General features: G+C 68.8%; 17 protein-coding genes. 12 read left to right on the plus strand and 5 right to left on the minus strand.

Annotated elements, in window-relative coordinates; all coding sequences use genetic code 11:
* Nucleotides 1-33: 33 nt before the first annotated feature.
* Nucleotides 34-696: a TrkA family potassium uptake protein gene (locus C6I20_RS06200; RefSeq protein WP_118395165.1), complete on the minus strand. Its 663-nt coding sequence runs from the start codon at nucleotides 694-696 to the stop codon at nucleotides 34-36.
* Nucleotides 696-1,358, minus strand: a complete 663-nt coding sequence (locus C6I20_RS06205; protein ID WP_118395166.1) for a TrkA family potassium uptake protein — start codon at nucleotides 1,356-1,358, stop codon at nucleotides 696-698. The genes C6I20_RS06200 and C6I20_RS06205 overlap by 1 nt, the downstream gene beginning before the upstream one ends.
* 70 nt (nucleotides 1,359-1,428) lie before the next feature.
* Here C6I20_RS06205 and C6I20_RS06210 point away from each other — a divergent pair, with 70 nt between their 5' ends.
* From C6I20_RS06210 to C6I20_RS06250, 9 genes are all read left to right on the plus strand, one after another.
* Nucleotides 1,429-3,441 (plus strand): APC family permease, encoded by a 2,013-nt coding sequence (locus tag C6I20_RS06210; protein WP_254052266.1) that lies wholly within the window; start codon nucleotides 1,429-1,431, stop codon nucleotides 3,439-3,441.
* Complete coding sequence (locus tag C6I20_RS06215) at nucleotides 3,438-4,640, plus strand: class I SAM-dependent RNA methyltransferase (protein WP_118395168.1); 1,203 nt, start codon at nucleotides 3,438-3,440, stop codon at nucleotides 4,638-4,640. Before C6I20_RS06210 ends, C6I20_RS06215 begins: the two co-directional genes overlap by 4 nt.
* A gap of 21 nt (nucleotides 4,641-4,661) precedes the next feature.
* Nucleotides 4,662-7,217, plus strand: a complete 2,556-nt coding sequence (locus C6I20_RS06220) for a DUF2157 domain-containing protein (protein ID WP_162891164.1) — start codon at nucleotides 4,662-4,664, stop codon at nucleotides 7,215-7,217.
* A 10-nt stretch (nucleotides 7,218-7,227) separates the two neighbouring features.
* Nucleotides 7,228-7,914, plus strand: coding sequence for an RDD family protein (locus C6I20_RS06225; RefSeq protein ID WP_162891165.1), 687 nt, complete (start codon nucleotides 7,228-7,230; stop codon nucleotides 7,912-7,914).
* Nucleotides 7,915-8,056: 142 nt separating this feature from the next.
* Entirely contained in the window at nucleotides 8,057-10,879 is a 2,823-nt protein-coding gene (locus C6I20_RS06230; protein WP_118398652.1) for an aconitate hydratase, read from the plus strand.
* Between the two features lie 210 nt (nucleotides 10,880-11,089).
* On the plus strand, nucleotides 11,090-12,175 hold the full coding sequence (locus C6I20_RS06235; RefSeq protein WP_118395171.1) for a sugar ABC transporter substrate-binding protein: 1,086 nt from the start codon (nucleotides 11,090-11,092) through the stop codon (nucleotides 12,173-12,175).
* A gap of 94 nt (nucleotides 12,176-12,269) precedes the next feature.
* Nucleotides 12,270-13,049 (plus strand): ATP-binding cassette domain-containing protein, encoded by a 780-nt coding sequence (locus C6I20_RS06240; protein ID WP_118395172.1) that lies wholly within the window; start codon nucleotides 12,270-12,272, stop codon nucleotides 13,047-13,049.
* A 13-nt stretch (nucleotides 13,050-13,062) separates the two neighbouring features.
* Complete coding sequence (locus tag C6I20_RS06245; RefSeq protein WP_118395173.1) at nucleotides 13,063-14,325, plus strand: sugar ABC transporter permease; 1,263 nt, start codon at nucleotides 13,063-13,065, stop codon at nucleotides 14,323-14,325.
* A 2-nt stretch (nucleotides 14,326-14,327) separates the two neighbouring features.
* Nucleotides 14,328-15,554, plus strand: coding sequence for an ROK family transcriptional regulator (locus tag C6I20_RS06250; protein WP_118395174.1), 1,227 nt, complete (start codon nucleotides 14,328-14,330; stop codon nucleotides 15,552-15,554).
* Between the two features lie 16 nt (nucleotides 15,555-15,570).
* Here C6I20_RS06250 and C6I20_RS06255 read toward each other — a convergent pair whose 3' ends face one another.
* From C6I20_RS06255 to xylB, 3 genes are read right to left on the minus strand one after another with little or no spacing between them, the layout of a single operon-like run.
* Complete coding sequence (locus C6I20_RS06255; RefSeq protein WP_162891166.1) at nucleotides 15,571-16,749, minus strand: ROK family transcriptional regulator; 1,179 nt, start codon at nucleotides 16,747-16,749, stop codon at nucleotides 15,571-15,573.
* Between the two features lie 2 nt (nucleotides 16,750-16,751).
* A complete protein-coding gene (gene xylA / locus C6I20_RS06260) occupies nucleotides 16,752-17,918 on the minus strand; it encodes a xylose isomerase (RefSeq protein WP_118395176.1) in 1,167 nt (388 codons plus the stop codon).
* A complete protein-coding gene (gene xylB / locus C6I20_RS06265; protein WP_118395177.1) occupies nucleotides 17,915-19,333 on the minus strand; it encodes a xylulokinase in 1,419 nt (472 codons plus the stop codon). The genes xylA and xylB overlap by 4 nt, the downstream gene beginning before the upstream one ends.
* A 58-nt stretch (nucleotides 19,334-19,391) precedes the next feature.
* On the opposite strand from xylB, the gene C6I20_RS06270 reads away from it, so the two are divergent.
* From C6I20_RS06270 to C6I20_RS06280, 3 genes are all read left to right on the plus strand, one after another.
* Complete coding sequence (locus C6I20_RS06270) at nucleotides 19,392-19,910, plus strand: flavin reductase family protein (RefSeq protein ID WP_254052267.1); 519 nt, start codon at nucleotides 19,392-19,394, stop codon at nucleotides 19,908-19,910.
* A gap of 75 nt (nucleotides 19,911-19,985) precedes the next feature.
* Entirely contained in the window at nucleotides 19,986-21,866 is a 1,881-nt protein-coding gene (dxs, locus tag C6I20_RS06275; protein ID WP_118395178.1) for a 1-deoxy-D-xylulose-5-phosphate synthase, read from the plus strand.
* 16 nt (nucleotides 21,867-21,882) lie between these two features.
* Nucleotides 21,883-22,779 (plus strand): PAC2 family protein, encoded by an 897-nt coding sequence (locus C6I20_RS06280; protein WP_118395179.1) that lies wholly within the window; start codon nucleotides 21,883-21,885, stop codon nucleotides 22,777-22,779.
* Nucleotides 22,780-22,794 lie beyond the last annotated feature (15 nt).

Here is a 22,794-nt window from a genome sequence, read left to right on the forward strand (position 1 = left end):
CGCACCTCCCCAGTCAGTGGGAAGGTGGCCGGCTCAGTGCTTGGGGGACAGGAGCTCGCCGAGGTTGTCCTCGGCGTCCTCGGGGGTCACGAACAGCAGCTCGTCGCCCGCCTCCAGCGAGCGATCGGCGTCGGGCGTCTCGATCGAGTTGTCCCGCAGGATCGCGACCAGCACGACGTCACCGGGCCACGGCACCTCGCTGACGCGCTTGCCGACGAACGGCGAGTCCTCGGGCATCGTCAGCTCGACCAGGGTCGTGTTGCTCTGGCGGAACGTGAACAGGCGCACCAGGTCACCCACCGTCACGGCTTCCTCGACCAGGGCTGACATCAGGCGCGGGGTCGACACCGAGACGTCGACGCCCCACGACTCGCTGAACAGCCACTCATTGCTGGGGTGGTTGACCCGACCGACCGTGCGGGGGACCGAGAACTCGGTCTTCGCCAGCAGCGAGCAGACCAGGTTGACTTTGTCGTCGCCGGTCGCCGAGATGACGACATCGCAGGACTCCAGCTGGGCCTCCTCGAGCGAGGACAGCTCGCACGCGTCGGCGAGCAGCCACTGGGCATCGGGCACGGCGTCAGAACGGATGGCTGAGGGCGACTTGTCGATCAGCAGGACGGTGTGGCCGTTGTCGATGAGTTCCTGGGCGATCGAGCGGCCGACCGCTCCGGCTCCGGCGATCACGACGCGCATCAGTCGGCCTCCGGCCCGGACTCGAGAACGGCATGCGCCTGCTGGGCGTTGTCTTCACGCATGAACACGCTCAAGTAGTCGCCCTCTTGCATCACGGTGTCGGGACGGGGGATGACGCCGCTGCCGAGCCGTCGCAAGAAGGCCACGCGAACGCTGGCGGCCTCCTCGAGCTCGGCGACCCGGCGACCGATCCACGCAAACGGGGCGTAGACCTGGTCAAGGCGTACCTCGCCGGACTGGTCGCGCCAGGCCGACTCGGAGCCGGCCGGCAGCAGCCGGCGGAGCACCTGGTCGGCGGCCCAGGGCACTGTGGCAACCGTGGGCACGCCGAGCCGCTCATAGACCTCGGCGCGGCCCGGATCGTAGATGCGGGCGACGACATTGTCGATCTTGAACTGCTCGCGCGCGACACGTGCCGAGATGATGTTGGAGTTGTCGCCGCTGGAGACCGCGGCGAAGGCGTCGGCGCGCTCGATGCCGGCCTTCTTCAACACCTCGCGGTCGAAGCCCACGCCGGTCACGGCGATCCCGGTGAAACCGGGGCCGAGCCGCCGGAATGCGTCAGGGTTGGAATCGATCACGGCGGTGGAGTGACCGCGCTCCTCGAGGCTCCGGCTGAGGGCCGAACCGACACGGCCGCAGCCCATGATCACGATGTGCACGCAGGCGACGCTACACCGCAGGCGCAGTCGTCGCGCACGGAAGGACCCCCCAGGTCTAGCATCGTCTCTCGTGGGTATCACCGAGGTTGCCAAACGTGCGTTGGTCGGCCGTAAGCTCCGCAGCACGCAGCTCGGCGAGACCCTTCTCCCCAAGCGGATCGCGTTGCCGGTCTTCGCCAGCGATGCGCTCTCGTCGGTGGCGTACGCGCCGGACGAGATCTTCCTGACCCTGTCGCTCGGCGGCCTGTCGGCGTACGCGTTCAACTGGAAGATCGGCATCGCCGTGGCACTGGTGCTGGCCGTCGTCATCGCGTCCTACCGGCAGAACGTCCACGCGTACCCCAGCGGTGGCGGCGACTACGAGGTCGCGACGGTCAATCTCGGACCCACGGCCGGACTGACGGTCGGTAGCGCGTTGCTGGTCGACTACGTCCTGACCGTGGCGGTGTCGATCTCCTCGGGTGTGCAGAATGCGAGCTCGGCCCTGCCGTGGCTTGACGGCCACGAGGCAACGGCCGCCAGTGCACTGGTGCTGCTGTTGATGGCGATGAACCTGCGCGGGACCAAGGAGTCCGGCAAGGCGTTCGCGGTCCCGACCTATCTGTTCATGTTCGCGATCCTGATGATGGGGCTGTGGGGCTACGCCCGCTACCTGACCGGCAACCTCCCCGAGGCGCCCAGCGCAGGGTTCACGATCGCCCCCGAGGACCAGTACGAGAACGGTGTCACCGGCATCGCGATGGTGCTCCTGCTGGCCCGTGCGTTCTCCTCCGGCTGCGCGGCCCTGACCGGTGTCGAGGCGATCAGCAACGGCGTCCCCGCGTTCACGAAGCCCAAGAGCAAGAACGCCGCCACGACGCTCCTGCTGCTCGGCACGCTGTCGGTCACGATGCTGATGAGCATCGTGGTGCTCGCGGACCTGATGAAGCTGCGCTACGTCGAGGACCCGGCCACCCAGCTGCTCAAGAACGGGAAGCCGATCGGTGCGGCGTACGAGCAGGACACCGTGATCGGCCAGCTCGCCAAGACGCTCTACAGCGACTTCACGCCACTGTTCTACTTCACGATCGCGTGCACCGGCGTGATCCTGGTGCTGGCCGCCAACACGGCCTTCAACGGCTTCCCGGTGCTCGGGTCGATCCTGGCCCGTGACGGATTTCTCCCGCGCCAGCTCGACACCCGCGGCGACCGGCTGACCTTCAGCAATGGCATCATCCTGCTCGCCGTCGCAGCGATCGTCCTGATCCAGGCATTCGACGCCGAGGTCACCAAGCTCATCCAGCTCTACATCGTCGGTGTGTTCGTGTCGTTCGTGCTCAGCCAGCTCGGGATGATCCGGCACTGGAACCGGCACCTGAGGTCCGAGACCGATCCCGACGCCCGACGTCGCATGCAGCGGTCGCGCATCGTCAACACGATCGGCCTGGGCATGACGTTCGCGGTCCTGATCATCGTGCTGGTCACGAAGTTCCTCGCCGGCGCGTGGATCGCGATCGTGGCCATGGTTGCGGTGTTCATGCTGATGCGCAGCATCGGTCGCCACTACGACCGGGTCTCGACCGAGCTCGAGATCGACGACACCGACGTCACGCTCCCGTCGCGGGTCCACGCGATCGTCCTGGTCAGCAGGTTGCACAAGCCGACGATGCGGGCCCTGGCGTACGCCCGTGTCTCCCGTCCGAACACGATCGAGGCGCTCACGGTGGAGTTCGACCCCGCCGCGACCGAGGCGCTGATGGCGAAGTGGGACGAGCTCGCGATCCCGATCCCGCTGAAGGTCATCGACTCCCCCTACCGGGAGCTCGTCCGCCCCGTCATCCGGTACGTCAAGGAGCTCCGCAAGCAGAGCCCCCGCGACATCATCACGGTCTACATCCCCGAGTACGTCGTCGGGCGTTGGTGGGAGCAGCTCCTGCACAACCAGACCGCTTTGCGGCTCAAGGGCAGACTGTTGTTCATGCCCGGCGTGATGGTGACCAGCGTGCCCTACCAGCTCAGCTCTGCGGGTCGGGCCAAGCAACGACTCGGCCGCAACCGACCGGCGCCCGGCGACGTGCGCCGTGGATACCGGGACCGCGGATGAGCGCCGACCCGATCGTCGACGTCGGCCCGATCGCGCACGGAGGCCACTGCGTCGCTCGCCTGGACGGCCAGGTCGTCTTCGTGCGGCACACGCTGCCCGGCGAGCGGGTCCGGATCCGCATCACGGACCGGTCGAAGTCGTTCCTGCGCGCCGACGCGATCGAGATCATCGAGCCGGCCGCGGGCCGGGTCGAGGCTCCGTGCGCGTACGCCGGGCAGTGCGGCGGGTGTGACTTCCAGCATGTCGACCCCGCGGTCCAGCGGGCGCTGCTCGGTGATGTCGTGCGCGAACAGCTGCGCCGACTCGCCAACATCGCATGGGACGGGGAGGTTGAGGCGGTCGAGCCTGCCGCGACGGGCTGGCGGACCCGCATGCAGTTCGCGGTCGACGAGCAGGGCCGTCCCGGTCTCCGGCGACACCGCTCGCACGAGATCATCCCGGTCGATCGTTGCCTGATCGCGCACCCCGAGCTGCCCCAGGTGCTCGGACGCACGTGGGACGCGGAGTCGGTCGAGGCCATCGTGTCGTCGACGGGCGACCGGCTCCTGGTCACTGACGCGAGCATCCCCGATGACGTCGAGGACGCGGTCGACGGTGTCGTCGCGGTCGACGGCACGGTCCGCGGTGGCAAGGGCTCGGTCGTCGAGCAGGTGCTCGCCGCCGACTTCCGGGTCTCGGGCTCGGGCTTCTGGCAGGTGCACCCCGATGCCGCGGCGACGCTCGTTGAGGCCGTCATCGAGGGTGCCCAGGTCGGGGCGGGGGACACCGTGCTGGATCTGTACGCCGGCGTCGGCCTGTTCACGACCTTCCTGGCCGACGAGGCCGGCGAGGACGGAGCAGTGCTGAGCGTCGAGTCGGATCGGGGCGCCTCACGCGACGCTCGACGCAACCTGCACGACCTGCCGCAGGTCCGGCTCGTCGGTGAGACGGTCGAGCGAGCGCTGGGCCAGCGGTTGCTGGGGGTCACGGCCGATGTCGTCGTGCTCGACCCGCCACGTACCGGTGCCAAGAAGGCAGTCCGCGGAATCGTCGACCTCGCGCCCCGGCGCATCGTCTACGTCGCGTGCGATCCCGCAGCGCTCGCACGCGACCTGGCGGCCTTCGGCGCGCACGGCTATCGACTCGACAGCCTTCGCGCGTTCGCACTCTTTCCCATGACGCATCACGTCGAGTGCGTGGCGGTCCTTGTGCAGCGGTGACGGCCAGTCCACAGTGAGGCCATGCGCTTCGCTAATCCTCATGCCTGCCCGGATTGTCGAGGCGCCATCGCCGGCCAGTCCTTCTGTCCGCACTGCGGCCTCGACCTGACCTCTCCGGAGGTGCGCCAGCTGTGGCAGACCCTCCTGCAGGCCGATGAGCTGCTGGTCAGCGCGACGCGCCAACGGGACGCAGCGGCCGCCGCGCAGGCCCCTCCAGGCTCGCCGCAGACTCCGACAGCGCCGGTCGCGGCGCCGGCGACACCACCGGTCGGCCCCCACGTCACGGTGCCGCAGCAGGACCCACCGGCCGCCCCGACAGCGGCCGCTGCGTACGTGAACTATCCGCAGACCGCGGGTCAGGTTCCCATTGCGCGCCCCGAGCGCCGCTGGTCGGTCGGGACCGTCCTGCTGGTCCTCGGCGCATTCGGCCTGATCGTGGCCGGGCTGATCTTCGTGACCCGCTCCTGGGGCGATCTCGGGCTGGCTGGTCGCACCGGGGTCCTCCTGGGCGTCACGGTGGTCATCGGTGCGCTCGGCGTGTGGGTCACGGCGCGCCCGCTCCGCGCCTCGGCCGAGGCGGTCTGGACAATCTTCCTTGCCCTCTTGACGCTCGACTTCTTCGCCGCTCGTCACGAGGGCCTCGCTGGCCTTGGCGGCATGGACGTCCCGTGGGCGTGGATCGTCTGGGGCGTGGTGGCGCTCGGTCTGGGGATGGCCATCGCGTTGTGGGCGCGACCTCACGTCAAGGCCGACCTGATAGCGCCGGCGATTTGCGGTGGACTCGGCATCACGCTCTCCGGGCTCGGTGCAGGCGCCGTGCCGGACGACCTCGATTTCGGCTGGCGAGCGATCGTGGCGCTCATCGTCGCAGGGCTCCTAGCCCTGGCGACCAGGCCTGCACGTCTGCGCCCCATGACCTTGCTGGCCCGTATCGTGTTCGCAGGGTTCTTCATCGCGGCCTATGTCGCGGCGTTCGTCGAGCTTGCCGACCACGCGTCCCTGCGCCAGCTCACCGTGGACGGGCACGGCTACGCCATGATCGTGATGGCGCTGGCCGCGTTGGTCGTTGCCCGTCTCGTCGAGCCCTTGCGGTTGCCAGCAGTCGCGCTCGCCGTGCTCGGAGCGGCAGCTCTGGTCATCGCACCGGCGTGGGAGGCGTGGGATCCCGAAGGTGGGTGGCTCGCTGTCGCCGCCGTGGCCACGGCCCTGACGCTCGGCGCGACGAACGGCACCGGCGCCTGGGTCCGGGGAGTGCGGCTCGGAGCCGTGCCGATCGTCGTCGCGGCGTTGGCCGTCCAGGTCGCGCTCCTGGGCGAGGCGTTCGCCACGATCGGCCCGATCCTCGAAAATCCGTGGAGAGCGAACGGGAGCAGCCGGCTGGACATCGCCTCTGTCGTCGACCACGCCGCGTGGGTCGCGCCCGTCCTGCTGGTCGCCTTCCTGCTCGTGACCTGGCTCGTGCTGCGCTGGCCCGAGCTGGACGGCGTTCGTCAGCACGGCCCGACGACGCTGGCTGCAGTCATCGCGCTCGGCTCGGCGGGTGCGGTCGTCGCGACCCGGCCACCGGTCTGGACCGCGGCGCTCGCGCTGCTGGTCGTCGCGGCAGGTCTGGCCGCCGCGCAGGTCCGCGGCCTGGCGCGTCTTGCCGGACCGTCCGCCGTGATCGCCATCATCGGCGCCTCCGGGGTGGCCGCGGCCTCCCAGGGTGTCTCGGGCGCCACGTGGCTCACCGGTGCGGCCATCCTCGGTGTCCTGGCCTTCGGTCGGGGAGAGGTGCCCGTGCGCCAGGTCCACGCGGCGCTCGCGGTCCTGCTCGGACTGAGCGGCGTCGCGACGATCGTGGACCTGCTCGATGTCGACGATGCCGTGCCGGCCCTGGTGACTCTCGTGGTCGCGCTCGGCCTGATCGCGATCGCGGGCCTGCGTACGGATGATGCCCTGCGGCTGCCGATCGAGGTATCCGCCGCGCTGGCGGGAGCCGTGGCGCTCCTAGTTCCCGGCTCGACCTCCGAGCTGGCGGTGCGATGGACGATCGTCGGCGTCGCGCTGATCGCCCTGAGCTTCGCGGTCCGGGACCGGCGCTGGTATCTCTGGCCCGGCGCCCTGGCGCTGGTCGTGGCGTACATCCTGCTGATCGTCGACAGCGGCTTCTCATTCGTCGAGGCGTACACGCTCCCGCTCGGGGCTATTGCGCTGTCCGCCGGCCTCTACGCCGCGCACCGCAAGCCTGACGCCGGGACCTGGCTGCTGCTGGGGCCGGGCCTGGCGCTGGCGCTCCTGCCGAGCCTCCCGCAGGCCTTGGTCGATCCGACCGACCTGCGTGCCCTACTGCTGGGTCTTGGTGCGGTCGTCGTGCTGGCCCTTGGTGTGCGGATGGGCTGGCAGGCGCCGTTCGTGACAGGCGTCGTGATCGCGACGTTGCTCGTGCTGTTCAACATCGGCCCGTACGCCAACGCGGCACCCCGAGTCGTGCTGATCGCAGTCGTCAGCGCGATCCTGCTGGGGTTCGGCATCACCTGGGAGGACCGGGTGCGCGATGGACGCCGACTCGTCGGCTACGTTCGATCGATGCGGTAGGAGGCAGCCCATGGCGAGTTACCGGACGATCAAGCAACTGAGACGAGCGGCTCTCGGGCACGACGCGCTGCTGTTCAGCGCCGCGTTCACCGCCGGCGCGCTGGCCTTCGCCGTGGTCGGGCTCATCGGCGAGCTCGCGACCGACAGCGCCAACAGGGACTTCTGGTCGATCAGCCTGTCCGACAACCTGATCCTGAGCGGACTGGTCGCCGGCGAGCTCTTCGTCATCTGGAACAACGGGCTGCGACAGGGCCTGCGGGGCCACAGCCTGGGCAAGCACCGGGTCGGCATCGCCGTCGTCGACGTCGGGGACGGTGCGCCCACCGGTGCGCTCCGTGGGGTGCTGCGCGGCGCGATCATGGCTGTCCTGCTGGATCTCGCGGCCGCCGCGATCCCGATCGGGCTGCCGACCGTGCTCCGGAGCTCGACCCCCGAGAGCTGGCACTTCGGCGGCGCCGCCTACCTCGCGCTGCTGGTCCTGCTCGTGCCCCTGGTGCTGTCGTCCGATCGTGGATTCGCAGACCGGATCGCGCGGACCAAGGTCGTCCGAGCAAGCGGTTCGGACGCCGTCACGTCGGTCCGCCGCAGCCGGGTGCTGGTCGCGATCGACGTGCTCGGAGTCGTGGGTCTGCTGGCAGTCGCGATCTCGTACATCGCCTACTTCTCGCCGCTCCTGCGCTTCCCCCAGCCGTTCTGACCCGTTGCGGCGGGGGAGTGGGCAATCTTCTCGATATCATGTATCTTGATGTCAAGAGACATTCGCCCAAGGTTAGGCCTACCTGACCGTGCGTCCCACAGCGATGCTGGGCAGGATGGAAGACGACGCGAAGGAGAAGACGATGGCCGTCGACAGCTTTGGATCCAAGGACTCCCTCACAGTCGGGGACTCCACCTATGACTACTACCGCCTGGACGCGGTGACCGGCGACGGGCTCGACGTGTCGAGCCTCCCGTTCAGCCTCAAGGTCCTGCTCGAGTCGCTCCTGCGCACCGAGGACGGCGCCGACATCACGAAGGGCGACATCGAGGCGCTGGCCGGTTGGGATGCCGACGCGCAGCCCAGCAAGGAGATCCAGTTCACGCCCGCCCGCGTGATCATGCAGGACTTCACCGGCGTGCCGTGCATCGTCGACCTCGCCACGATGCGCGAGGCGATGGCCGACCTTGGTGGCGACGCGACCAAGATCAACCCGCTGGCCCCGGCCGAGATGGTCATCGACCACTCCGTCGTCGCCGACGTCTTCGGCACCCCCGAGGCGTTCGCCCGCAACGTCGAGATCGAGTACGAGCGCAACAACGAGCGCTACCAGTTCCTCCGTTGGGGCCAAGGCGCCTTCGACGACTTCAAGGTCGTCCCGCCCGGCACCGGCATCGTCCACCAGGTCAACATCGAGCACCTGGCCCGCGTCGCCTTCACGCGCGACGCCGATGGAGGCACGGTCGTCTACCCCGACTCGTGCGTCGGCACCGACTCGCACACCACGATGGTCAACGGCCTGGGCGTCGTCGGCTGGGGTGTGGGTGGCATCGAGGCCGAGGCCGCGATGCTCGGCCAGCCGATCAGCATGCTGATCCCGCGGGTCGTCGGCTTCAAGCTGTCCGGCGAGCTGCCCCAGGGCGCCACCGCGACCGACTTGGTGCTGGTCATCACCGAGCAGCTTCGCAAGCACGGCGTCGTCGGCAAGTTCGTCGAGTTCTACGGACCGGGCGTCGCCGCTGTTCCGCTGGCCAACCGCGCCACGATCGGCAACATGAGCCCCGAGTACGGCTCGACCATCGCGGTCTTCCCGATCGACGACGAGACCACCAAGTACCTGCGCCTGACGGGCCGCAGCGAGGAGCAGATCGCCCTGGTCGAGGCGTACGCCAAGGCCCAGGGGCTGTGGCACGACGCCGACCGCGAGCCTCGCTTCTCGGAGTACCTCGAGCTCGACCTCGGCGATGTGGTCCCCTCGATCGCCGGCCCGAAGCGCCCGCAGGACCGGGTCTCGCTCGTCGACAGCAAACAGTCGTTCCGGGGTGCTCTGGCGGCCTACGTGACCCACGAGGGTGAAGCGAGCTCGGGCGAATGGGACGAATCGCTGGAGGAGTCCTTCCCGGCGTCCGACCCGCCGTCCAACGACTCGGCCGACGGGCAGACCCCGGCGCGCGACTACCTCAGCTGCGCCCCCGCCGATGGCGGACGTCCGAGCAACCCGCAGCACGTGACCCTCGAGGACGGCACCGAGTTCGATCTCGACCACGGCGCCGTCACGATCGCCGCGATCACGTCCTGCACCAACACGTCCAACCCCTCGGTCATGATCGGGGCGGCGCTGCTGGCCAAGAAGGCCGTCGAGAAGGGCCTGCAGCGCAAGCCGTGGGTCAAGACAACCCTTGCGCCCGGCTCCAAGGTCGTGACGGACTACTACGACAAGTCCGGCCTGACGCCCTACCTCGACAAGCTCGGCTTCAACCTGGTCGGCTACGGCTGCACGACGTGCATCGGCAACTCCGGCCCGCTGATCCCCGAGGTCAGCAAGGCCGTCAACGACGGCGATCTCGCGGTCACCGCGGTGCTCTCGGGCAACCGCAACTTCGAGGGTCGGATCAACCCCGACATCAAGATGAACTACCTCGCGTCGCCGCCGTTGGTCATCGCGTACGCGCTGGCCGGATCCATGGACGTCGACCTCTACACCGAGCCCCTGGGTCAGGACACCGACGGCAACGACGTGTTCATGAAGGACATCTGGCCGACCCCCCAGGAGGTAGAGGACGTCATCGCGCAGTGCATCGACTCGTCGACGTTCATCAAGGAGTACGCCGACGTCTTCGCCGGCGACGAGCGTTGGCAGAACCTGTCGACGCCCGACGGTGACGTGTTCGAGTGGGATCCCGACTCGACGTACGTCCGCAAGGCGCCGTACTTCGACGGCATGCAGATCGAGCCCTCGCCGGTCGAGGAGGTCAGCGGTGCCCGCGTCCTGCTCAAGCTCGGCGACTCGGTCACGACCGATCACATCAGCCCCGCCGGTGCGATCAAGAAGGACAGCCCCGCCGGGACGTACCTCTCCGAGCACGGCATCGCGCCGCGTGACTTCAACTCCTACGGCTCGCGTCGTGGCAACCACGAGGTCATGATCCGTGGGACGTTCGCCAACATCCGGCTCCGCAACCAGATGGCACCGGGGACCGAAGGCGGATACACCCGCAACCTGATCGACGGCGGCGAGGTCACCTCGGTGTTCGAGGCGTCGGAGGCCTATCAGGCAGCCGGCATCCCGCTGGTCGTCCTGTCGGGCAAGGAGTACGGCTCGGGCTCGTCGCGTGACTGGGCAGCCAAGGGCACGGCTCTGCTGGGCGTCAAGGTCGTCATCGCCGAGTCCTACGAGCGCATCCACCGGTCGAACCTGATCGGCATGGGCGTCCTACCGCTGCAGTACCCCGACGGCGAGAGCGCCGAGTCGCTCGGACTGACGGGGGAGGAGACGTTCGACTTCTCCGGCATCACGCGGCTCAATGATGGCGAGACGCCCGAGACCGTCCACGTCAAGGCTCTCCAGGCGGACGGAACCGCTGTCGAGTTCGACGCTGTGGTCCGGATCGACACGCCGGGTGAGGCGAACTACTACCGCAACGGCGGCATCATGCAGTACGTCCTGCGTAGCCTTCTCGGCTGACATCACCGCAGGTCAGGGGCATCACCGATTCGGTGGTGCCCCTTCTGCTGTCTCCAGGCCCGCACAAAGTTGTCCCAAACCACAATTTGTTGTCTGAAGCGCTGGACGTGACCCCGGTCACGCTATACGTTGTGTCAAACAACAAACGCGTCACGTGGACGAAACAATGTCGGCCGCGGCGCACTACTGGAGGATTAGGAGGCGGTCTGTGTGAAGCGGACACGCAATCTCGTACTTGCAACACTCATGGGTGCGACCCTCGCACTCAGTGCCTGCGGCAGCAGTGACAGCAGCGGTGGAAGCGACGGCGGCGGCGACAAGGCCAGCGGCAAGATCGGCGTCATCCTGCCCGACACGAAGTCCTCGGTTCGCTGGGAGAGCGCGGATCGTCCGGCGCTCGAGAAGGCGTTCAAGGCGGCCGGTGTCGACTACGACATCCAGAACGCCGAGGGCAACGCCGACAAGATGGCCACGATCGCCGACGGCATGATCACGGGTGGCGTGACGGTCCTGGCAATCGTCAACCTCGACTCTGACTCGGGTGCCGCAATCGAGGAGAAGGCCGCCAAGCAGGGCGTCAAGACGATCGACTACGACCGTCTGACCCTCGGTGGCTCGGCCGACGTCTACATCTCCTACGACAACGGCAAGGTCGGCGCCCTGCAGGGCGAGGGCCTGGAGAAGTGCCTCGGAGACAAGGACGCCAACATCGTCTACCTCAACGGCTCGCCGACCGACAACAACGCGACGCTGTTCTCGCAGGGCGCGCACAGCGTCCTCGACAAGCAGACGAAGTACAAGAACGTCGCCGAGCAGGCCGTTCCTGACTGGGACAACGACAAGGCCGTCACGATCTTCGAGCAGCTGTACACCAAGGTCGACGGCAAGGTCGACGGCGTCTACGCGGCCAACGATGGTCTCGCCGGCGGTGTCATCTCGATCCTGAAGAAGAACGGTCAGAACGGCAAGGTCCCGGTCACGGGTCAGGACGCCACGATCGAGGGTCTGCAGAACATCCTCGCGGGTGACCAGTGCATGACGATCCAGAAGTCCGCCACGGGACAGGCCGGCGCGCTCGCGGAGGCTGCGATCGCCATGGTCAAGGGCGGCAAGGCCGACACGACCGGAACCGTCACGGACGACACGGGCAAGCGTGACGTCCCGGCGATCCTGCTGGACCCCGTCGCGATCGACAAGTCGAACGTCAAGGCTGTCATCGACTCGGGTGACATGAAGGCTGCCGATCTGTGCACCGGCGACTACGCCAAGCTGTGCACTGACGCTGGTATCAGCTGATTGCCGCGGGTGCGGTCCTCCGGGCAGTCTCCGGCGGGCCGCGCCCGATGCTGTTGTGCATCATCGCCACACCGCACGATCCCTGGAGGGCCCCATGAGTCAGACCGCACCACTCCTCGAGCTGCGAGGAGTCAACAAGAGCTTCGGTGTCGTCCACGTCCTGCACGACGTGAACCTCGCCATCTACCCCGGACAGGTCACCGCTCTCGTCGGCGACAACGGCGCCGGGAAGTCGACCCTCGTCAAGTGCCTGGCCGGTATCTACCCGGCCGACAACGGTGAGTACGTGTTCGACGGCAAGTCCGTCAGCGTCCACGGCCCCAAAGATGCGTCGGCGCTCGGCATTGAGGTCGTCTACCAGGACCTCGCCCTGTGCGAGAACCTCGACATCGTCGAGAACATGTTCCTCGGACGTGAGAAGACCAATGGCATCGTCCTTGACGAGACGACGATGGAGTCCAAGGCCCGCGAGGCATTGACGTCGCTGTCGGTCCGCACCGTCAAGTCGGTGCGGCAGAGCGTCGCGAGTCTCTCCGGCGGACAGCGGCAGACCGTTGCGATCGCCAAGTCGGTCCTGTGGAACTCCCGAGTCGTGCTGCTCGATGAGCCGACCGCGGCCCTCGGCGTCGCCCAGACCCGTCAGGTCCTCGACCTCGTGCGTCGCCTTGCCGACTCCGGCGTCGGCGTGCTGCTGATCTCGCACAACCTGACCGACGTCTTCGAGGTCGCCGATCGCATCACGGCGCTGTACCTCGGACGTGTTGCGGCCGACGTGGCCACGAAGGACGTCACCTCGCGCCAGGTCGTGGAGCTCATCACGACCGGCCACTCATCCGACCTCGACGGGGCTGCAGCCCCGTCCACCACGGCCTGACACCGGAGACATCATGACCGACATCATCACCGACGCGGAGGAAGCGGGCTTCTCGTCCGACCTTACGCAGACAAGCACCCTCAGCTCGTCCATCCAGGGATACATCCGCCGGGTCCGGGGCGGTGACATGGGAGCCCTGCCGTCCGTCTTCGGACTCGTCGTGCTCTTCATCGTCTTCGGACTCGCGAACGACCGGTTCCTGTCGAACCTGAACATGGCGAACCTGGCCACGCAGTCCGGCTCGATCATAATCCTCGCGATGGCGCTCGTGCCGGTCCTGCTGCTGGGCGACATCGACCTGTCCGCCGGCGTGGCGGGCGGCGTCGCGGCCTGTGTCATGGGCGTGACGATGGTCGAGCACGGTCAGGCGTGGGGGCTGGCCGTCCTCGCCGCCCTGGCCACAGGAGCCTTCATCGGGCTGATTATCGGCTCGCTCGTGGCCAAGCTCGGCATCCCGTCGTTCGTCGTGACGCTGGCGTTCTTCCTCGGCCTGCAGGGCGTGACCCTCAAGCTGATCGGCGAGGGCGGCTCAGTGCGCATCAACCAGCCGGTCATCAGCGGGATAGCCAACACCAACATGAGCGTCATGTGGGGCTGGATCGCCGCGATCACGATCGCTGCTAGCTTCGCGGTCCTGAGCCTGCTTCGGCACCGGCGCAAGGTCGCCAAGAACCTGCAGCACCCGCCGATGTCCGTCGTGATCGCGCACATCGCCGCGGTCGCCGCGATCCTGCTGGTCGTGACGTACATCCTCAACCAGAACCGCAGCGTCAACCCCGACTTCCCGATCTCGGGCATCCCGTACGTCATCCCGATGGTCATCATCCTGTTGATCATCTGGACGTTCCTGCTGGGCCGCACGACCTGGGGCCGGCACGTCTACGCCGTCGGCGGCAACCCCGAGGCGGCTCGTCGCGCCGGCATCAACGTCGACCGCATCCGCATCTCGGTCTTCATGGCTTGCTCCAGCATGGCGGCGCTGAGCGGCATCGTGGCCGCCTCCTACGGCGGCAAGGTCTCGACGTCCTCGGGCGGCGGCAACGTGCTGCTGTATGCGGTCGGCGCGGCCGTGATCGGCGGCACGAGCCTGTTCGGCGGCAAGGGCAAGGCCAGCGATGCCGTCATCGGCGGCCTGGTCATCGCGACGATCGCCAACGGCCTGGGCCTGCTGGCCCGCGCGTCGTACATCAACTTCCTGGTGACCGGAGGCGTGCTGCTGCTGGCGGCGAGCGTCGACGCGATCTCACGCAGGCGGCGCTCCGCGACAGGCCTCTGACCATGGCATCAGCCGGGCGCACGGGTGTCGGCACCAACCAGGAGGACGTTCGCCGGCACAATCTCGGGACCGCGCTCGGTCAGGTGCACCGGGCCGGCCGGATCTCACGCGCCGAGCTGACCGCTCGGATGGGCCTCAACCGCAGCACGATCGCCGGTCTGGTCGCCGAGCTGGAGTCGCTGGGACTCGCCGACCAGGTGAAACCCTCCGGCACCCGCGTTGGCGCCGGGCGTCCGTCGGTCGACGTCAAGGCGCGCACGGGGGCGTACGTCCTGGCGGTCGACCTGCGGGTCGACGGCCTGACGGTCGCGCGGGTCGGCCTGGGCGGAGTCGTCCAGGCGAGAGCGACCGGTCCGGTGCCGGCCGATCACGACCCGCACGCCACGGGCGACTACGTCGTCGACCTGATGAAGCTCGTCGTCAAGGACGTCGAGCCGCGCGCTGCACTGGTCGGCGTCGGGGTGGGCGTTCCGGGCATCGTCCGCGCCGAGGACGGCCTCGTCCGGCTGGCCCCCAACCTGGGCTGGCGCGACGTGCCGTTCGCGCAGATCCTCGCGGACCGCATCGGCACCGCCGCGATGCCGGTGCTCGGCAACGATGCCGACCTTGGCGCGCTCGCCGAGCACCTGCGCGGCGCCGGCGTCGGCGTCCAGGACCTGGTCTATCTCTCGGGTGAGGTGGGTGTGGGTGCGGGCGTGATCGTCGCGGGCCGCAAGCTCGACGGCGCCGGGGGATATGCCGGCGAGATCGGGCACATGCCCTTCGTGCCCGACGGAAAGCTCTGCCACTGCGGTGCACGCGGCTGCTGGGAGACCGAGATCGGCGCTCCGGCCATCGCCCTGGCGATCGGTTGCCCGCCTGAGCGGATCGGTGCGCTCGGCGAGTTTCTTGAGGGTGTCCACGAGGCGACACCCGAGCTGCGCGCGGTGGGCCGCCACCTGGGTCGCGGACTGGCTGGCGCGGTCAACCTGCTCAACCCGCGGGTCGTCGTCCTGGGTGGCTACCTGCGCTCGTTGTTCCCGCTCGTGCACGAGGACGTCGACAGCGAGCTCGCGGTGCATGCCCTCACGGCCCCGCGGGAGCAGGTCCTGGTGACGTTGCCGGGACTGGGTGGCGACTCGGTGCTCCACGGCGCGGCGGAGCTGGCGTTCGAGCCGCTCCTGGCCGATCCGGTCGGGCGTCTGACCGCCGCCTGCCACGACGTCGAGGCCTCGTTGCTCGCGGGCTGACCACGAGGCCGCTGGATCACCCGGGCAGCGAGCCCGCGTAGACGTCCGCGAGGGCCTGCTCCGCGGCGCCCAGTGCCGCGCCGTGGATGCCCAGCGAGCTGAGCCTGATCTGTGGCAGGTGGATCGAGGCGGAGGGGAGGCGCTCGGCCAGGACCGCTTCGGCCGCCGGCACGACGTACGCACCGAGCGGGACGAAGTAGCCGCCCAGCACGATGGCGGCCGGGTCCAGCACGGCCGCGAGCGTCGCGACTCCCGTCCCCAGCGCCGTGCCGAGTCTTGCGAGCGCGGCGCGCACTTCGGCGTCCGTCGCTGCCCGAGCGGCCACGGTGAGGGCGGTCTGCACGGGGGTGGTGCCCTCTTCCATCCCGACGGCGGAGAGCATCGCCCGGAGGCCGACCGATGCCTCCCAGCACCCGGTGCGTCCGCATCCACAGATCGCCTCGGGGTCACCGATGGGCATGTGCCCGACCTCGCCGGCGAATCCGGCGCCACCGCGCAGCAGTGACCCGGCCTGCACGATTCCGGCGCCGATCCCGATCGTGCCGGTGATGTAGAGGGAGTGCTGCACGTCGGTCGTCACCCCGTGCGCAGCCTCGGCCAGCGCGGCGCAGTTGGCGTCGTTGTCGATCGTGGTCGGGCAGCTGCCGCCGAACGCGGCTTCGAGCTCGGTTGCCAGCTCGCGGCCGGTCCAGCCGAGGTTGGGCGCCCACGACACGGTCCGGTTGTCCTGTGCGACGAGTCCCGGCACGGCGACCGTCGCCCCGACCACGGTGTGACCCCCGTCGATCAGGGCGGTCCGCACGTCGGTCGCGAGCTCGACGAGCTCCCGTGTGCTCGGTGGGGTGCCGGCCGTGGCGAGCGCGCGGGTCTCGACGACCCGGACCGTGCCGGCGAGGTCGAGCCCGACGGCCGCGACGTAGTCGACGTTGACCTCCAGGCCGAGTCCGATGATGGCCTGCCCGGTCAAGGTGATCGGTCGCCCGGGGCGGCCGCGTCCCGAGGGGGTCGAGTCGTCCTCGTGGACGGCCTCGATCGCCTCGAGCTCACCGATGATGGTGCCGACCGTGGCCTTCGCGAGACCCGTTCGTCTGGCCAGCTCGGTGCGCGTCGCCGAGCCCTGCGCCCGCAACGAGCGCAGCACGAGCCCGGTGTTCTGGCGCCGGACGAACTCGGTCCCGGTCGGGACTCCGGTCAACGTCAAGCTCCGCGCACCCCGTACAGGTACTCGAGCGCGAGCTGGTCGAGGTGCTCGAATGCTGCACCGCGGGCGGCCAGCTGATCCGGGTCGGCGAGCGGCGCCTTCTCCAGCTCGGCCCAGCCCTCTCCTTCGGCCAGCGTCGGTACGGACAGCTCGGGCAGTTTGGCGGCGACCAGCGCCTCCTGGACCTCCGGATCTGCCCGGAACGCCTGCACCTTGTCCCGCAGGATGAGGTAGTTGGTCATGCACGCCTCGGCGGCGACCCAGACGCCCTTGTCGTCCTCGGTGCGGGGCGTCTTGAAGTCGAAGTGGACCGGTCCGTCATATCCACCCGACAGGATCGTGTCGACGACCCAGAACGAGCCTCGGACGTTGCCCGCGCCGAAGCGGAAGTCCTGGTCGTAGCGCGGACCGTTCTGGCCGTTGAGGTCGATGTGGAAGAGCTTGCCCTGCCACAACGCCTGCGCGTAGCCGTGGGCGGCGTTGAGGCCAGCCATCTCCTCGTGCCCGATCTCGGGGTTGACGCCGACGTTCTCGGAGCGGTCCAGGGTGTTGATGAACGCCAGTGCGTGCCCGATCGTCGGCAGCAGGATGTCGCCGCGCGGCTCGTTGGGCTTGGGCTCGATCGCGAACTTCATGTCGTAGCCCTTGTCGTGGACGAACTCGCCCAGGACGTTGAACGCCTCGCGGTAGCGGTCGAGCGCCGCCGCGACGTCCTTGGCGGCTCCGGACTCGGCACCTTCGCGCCCGCCCCAGCAGACGTAGACCTTGGCGCCGAGCTCGGCTGCCAGGTCGATGTTGCGCATGACCTTGCGGATCGCGAACCGGCGTACCTCGCGGTCGTTCGACGTGAAGCCGCCGTCCTTGAACATCGGGTGCGTGAAGAGGTTGGTCGTCGCGGTCGTCACGGCGAGGCCGGTGTCGGCGAGACCCTGCTTCCAGCGTTGGATGATCGCGTCGCGAGCGCTGTCGTCGGATCCGAACGGGATCAGATCGTCATCGTGGAAGTTGACGCCGTACGCGCCGAGGCGGGCCAGGTTCTCAAGTGCGTAGATGGGGTCCATGTCGGCGCGGGTCGGCTCGCCGAACGGGTCGCGGCCGGGATACGCGACGGTCCATAGGCCGAAGGAGAACTTGTCGGAGGGGGCAGGGGTCGGGATGCTCATCGTGAGCCTTTCGTCGGAGTCCAGTCGGAGGTGCGGTGGCGCAGCTGTGCGTAGGCCTCACGCACGAGAGGTGTCGAGGGTGCGTCGTAGGTCTCGGCGGTGGCCGTGGCCCACGTGGGGGGATCGGGGGTGCCCGCGAGTGCCCACGCCGCCTGGCGCGCTGCGCCCAGTGCGACGTACTCGCCGGGCGCCGGCACGCTGACCGGTGTTCCGAAGATCGCCGGGGCCAGGGCGTGGACCGCGGCGTTGCCGGCCGCGCCGCCGACCAGCAGGATGCGTCCCGGCGTGATGCCGGTGCGCTCGACCAGGTGGTCGACGGCATCGGCGAGGGAGCAGAGCAGTGCCTCGAACGCTGCACGGGCCAGGTCCTCGCGAGTCGTCGAGGAGGTCAGGCCGGTCCAGGTGCCGGTCGCGCCCGGTCGGTTGGGGGTGCGTTCGCCGTCGTAGTACGGCAGCAGGGTCAGCCCGTTGGCTCCGGCCGGGGCGGCGAGGGCGAGCCGGCCGAGCTCGTCGTGGTCGACGCCGAGCAGTCGAGCCTGCAGGTCCAGGATCCGAGCGGCGTTCATCGTCGTCGCCATCGGGAGGAAACGTCCGGTCGCGTCGGCGAACCCGGTGACCGACCCCGAGCCGTCCGAGATGCGGTGGGGGCTGACCGCGGAGGCGACTCCGGAGGTGCCGATCGACACCACGACGTCGCCGGGGCCCAGGTCGAGGGCCAGCGCCGCGGCCATGTTGTCGCCGGTCCCTGCGGCCACGACTGTGCCATCGGCCACCGTGGCGGCAACCTGCGAGGACGGCACGATGCGAGGGAGGTCCACGGCATGGCCGAGCGCCGACTCGGCGAGATCGGGCCGCCAGGCGTCGTCCGCCGTGGAGAAGTAGCCGGTCCCCGAGGCGTCACCGCGGTCGGTGAACGGATCACCGCCCGTGAGGTGGCGCGAGACGTAGTCGTGGGGGAGCAGGACCTGGGTCGTGCGGGCCGCAGCCTCTGGCTCGTGGTCGCGCAACCAGCGCAGCTTGGTCGATGTGAACGAGGCCACGAGCACGCTCCCGACCGCCTCGGCGCACGCGTCGGGGCCGCCGAGCTCGGCGATCAGGTCAAGAGCCTCGGCACTCGAGCGCGTGTCGTTCCAGAGAATCGCGTCGTGCACAGGTGTGTCAGTGGCGTCGAGCGCAACCATGCCGTGCTGTTGGCCGCCCACCGAGACCGCATCGGCGCGAGCCAGCAGCCCGTCGGTGGCCGCGTCGAAGGCGTCCAGCCAGGCCCGGGGATCGACCGACGTGCCCTGCGGGTGCCGTGCTGACTGCTGTGCCACGACCCGTCCGGTCGCAGCATCCACCAGCAGGGCCTTGGTCGACTGCGTTGACGAGTCCACACCGAGGACCAGGCTTGTCCTGCTGTCGTTGGCTCCCATGGTTCAGGTTTAGTACGAGTCTTGAATTAAGTCAAGGGCGCCGCGCTACGCTGGCGACGTGACGATTCATTCGGACCACCCGTTCGTGCCGGCCGAGGGCGACCGCGACCAGCTGCGCCGCATACGCGGCCGCATGCCGGCGCCCGTGACGGTGTGGACCGCCGGGGCCGGCCGTGACCGGCGCGGCCTGACGATGTCGTCCGTCCTGATCGCCGGCGGAGAACCGGGACGGGTCGTGGGGCTGGTCGACGCGGACTCCGACTTCTGGGAGTCGGTCCCGACCTCGTGGGTCGTGAACATCGTGGGGGTCGAGCACAGGTTCCTGGCCGATGCGTTCGCCGGCACTGCCCCGGCACCTGGCGGCCCATTCACCCTGGGCGAGTGGAGCGACAGCGAGTGGGGGCCTGTCCTGGCCGGGAGCGCAGGATGGATCGGCGTGCGCCTGGAGCCGGACAGGACCCGCTCGGTGGGGTGGAGCCTGTTGGTCGAGGGCGTCGTCGAGTCGGTCGAGGTGGGATCGGCCGAGACCCTCGCGCACCTGCGCGGTCGCTACCTCGAACTGGGCCAGAGTGACTAGTGGGCCTGCCGACTCGGCGTCTGCCAATGTCCTCGATAGACTGACCCTCATGGCTGATGAGGGTAGGAGGTATCGATGAGCGTTCTCGCGAACCTGACCGGACCCTCGGAGCTGCGAGACCTGGGTGAAGACCAGCTGATCGAGCTCGCGGCCGAGATCCGTGAGCTCCTGATCGCCTCGGTCGCGTCCAACGGCGGCCACCTCGGTCCCAACCTCGGTGTCGTCGAGCTCGCGATGGCGATCCACCGGGTGTTCGACTCACCGGTCGATCGTGTCGTCTGGGACACCGGCCACCAGGCGTACGTCCACAAGATGCTGACTGGCCGCGCAGGCCAGTTCGACAAGCTGCGCAAGGAGGGTGGCCTGTCGGGCTACCCCAGCCGCGCCGAGTCCGAGCACGACTGGGTCGAGAACTCGCACGCTTCGACGAGCCTGTCCTACGCCGATGGCATGGCCAAGGCCAATCACATCCTGGGCAAGGACGACCATGTCGTCGCGGTGATCGGTGACGGTGCGCTGACCGGCGGCATGGCCTGGGAGGCGCTCAACAACATCGCGGCGGACAACGACCGACGACTCGTCGTGATCGTCAATGACAATGGTCGCTCCTACACCCCCACCGTCGGCGGCCTGGCCAACCGGCTGACCGAGATCCGCACCAACCCGCGCTACGAGCCGGCGCTGGGCGCGATCAAGGATCGGCTCAATCGGACGCGTCGGGTCGGACCCGTCGCCTACGAGGCGCTGCACGCGATCAAGAAGGGCGTCAAGGACGTCCTGGCGCCGCAGGGCATGTTCGAGGACCTCGGGCTCAAGTACATCGGCCCCGTCGACGGGCACGACCGGCCCGCCCTCGAGCGGGCGTTGACGCAGGCCAAGAAGTTCGGCGGTCCCGTGATGGTCCACGTCCTGACCACCAAGGGTCAGGGCTATGACATCGCGGTCGCCAACGAGAACGACCAGATGCACCAGGCAAACCCCTTCATCCGGGAGACCGGCGAAGCGGTTGCCGTGCCGCCGGCGGGCTGGACCTCGGTGTTCCGCGACGAGATCGTTCGGATCGCCGACGAGCGTCCCGACGTCGTGGGCATCACTGCGGCGATGCTCTACCCGGTCGGCCTGGACGCCTTCGCGGACAAGTTCCCCGATCGGGTGTTCGACGTCGGCATCGCCGAGCAGCACGCTGTCACGAGTGCTGCCGGGCTGGCGATGGGTGGGCTGCACCCCGTCGTCGCGGTCTATGCCACGTTCATCAACCGGGCCTTCGACCAGGTGCTGCTGGACGTCGCCCTGCACCGCTGCGGCGTGACGTTCGTGCTGGACCGCGCCGGGGTCACCGGAGACGATGGTGCCAGCCACAACGGCATGTGGGACATGTCGTTGCTGCAGATCGTCCCGACCCTGCGCATCGCCGCACCCCGCGACGGCTCGCAGCTGCGCGAGCTCCTGCGCGAGGCGGTCGAGGTCTCGGACGCACCCACTGTCGTCAGGTTCGCCAAGGGCGCGGTGTGCGACGACCTGCCCGCGATCGAGCGGATCGGCACGACCGACATCCTGTCCCGCGACGACGACCGCGATGTGCTGGTCGTCGCGATCGGCTCCTTCGGGCATCTTGGTGCCGAGGTCGGCGATCTGCTGCGTGCTGCGGGGCACGGCGTCACGGTCGTCGACCCGCGCTGGGTCAAGCCGGTCGATCCCGCCCTTGTCGAGCTGGCTTCCGGATTCGGGTTGGTCGTCACGATCGAGGACAACGGGCGTCACGGCGGTGTCGGCGCTGCGATCACGCAGGCCGTGAGGGACGCCGGCAGCGACGTGCCGATCCGGGTGCACGGGGTCAAGCAGGAGTTCCTCGACCATGCCAAGCGCGACGTCATCCTCGAACGCCTCGGACTGACACCACAGGCCGTCGCCGAAGACACCCTGGCGACCCTCGCCCGGAATAGCGCTGCGCAGTGAGTGGTTGACCATGGCGATGAAGTGGATACCGAAACGCAAGGAAGAACCCGCCGACCGTGAGCGCAACGGGCCGGTGCTGATCCATGCCCTCGATGGCTTCCTGGGCGCCGGATCGGCCGCTCGGCTCGCCTCCGACCAGCTGCGTTCGGGCGAAGGTCAGATCGTGCACGAGTTCGACGTCGACGCGATGTTCGACTATCGGGCCCGCCGCCCGATGATCGCCTTTCGCGAGGACCACTACGCCGAGTACGACGATCCCCGCTTACAGGTCCTCCTCGAGCACGATCTCAACGGGACCCCTTACTTCCTGCTGGCCGGCCCGGAGCCGGACTTCCAGTGGGAGCGGTTCATCGCTGAGGTGCATGACGTCATCGAGGAGCACGACGTCCCGTTGACGCTGGGGCTCGGCGCCGTGCCGATGGGCGTGCCTCACACGCGGCCCGCGATGATCACGGCCCACGGCACACGTCCCGACCTCGTCGACCGGCAGAACCTGTGGTCCGCGCAGGTCACGGTGCCGTCCTCGGCCCAGTCCCTGTTGGAGTACCGCCTGGGCCAGTGGGGCCATGACGCGGCCGGCTATGTCGTCCACGTGCCGCACTACCTCGCCCAGATCGACTACCCGACTGCCTCGTTGGCCCTGATCGACGCATTGGTCGACCGCACGGGCCTCAGCATCGATCTGGACGGTCTCCGCGCCCGCCAGGGCGAGGCGCTGGCTGCGATCGAGGAACAGATCGAGGAGCAGGGTGGAGCGAGCCTGCTCGGTGGCCTGGAGGAGCAGTACGACGCCTTCACACGCGGCGCGGCCCAGTCATTGCTGGCCAGCGACGCGGACCTCCCCAGCGGAGACGAGCTGGCCGACCAGTTCGAGCAGTTTCTCGCCCGGCAGCGCAAGAACGACCAGGGCTGATCCGTCGTCCTGCCG

Origin of the sequence: Aeromicrobium sp. A1-2, assembly GCF_003443875.1 — a bacterium.
GTDB lineage: Bacteria > Actinomycetota > Actinomycetes > Propionibacteriales > Nocardioidaceae > Aeromicrobium.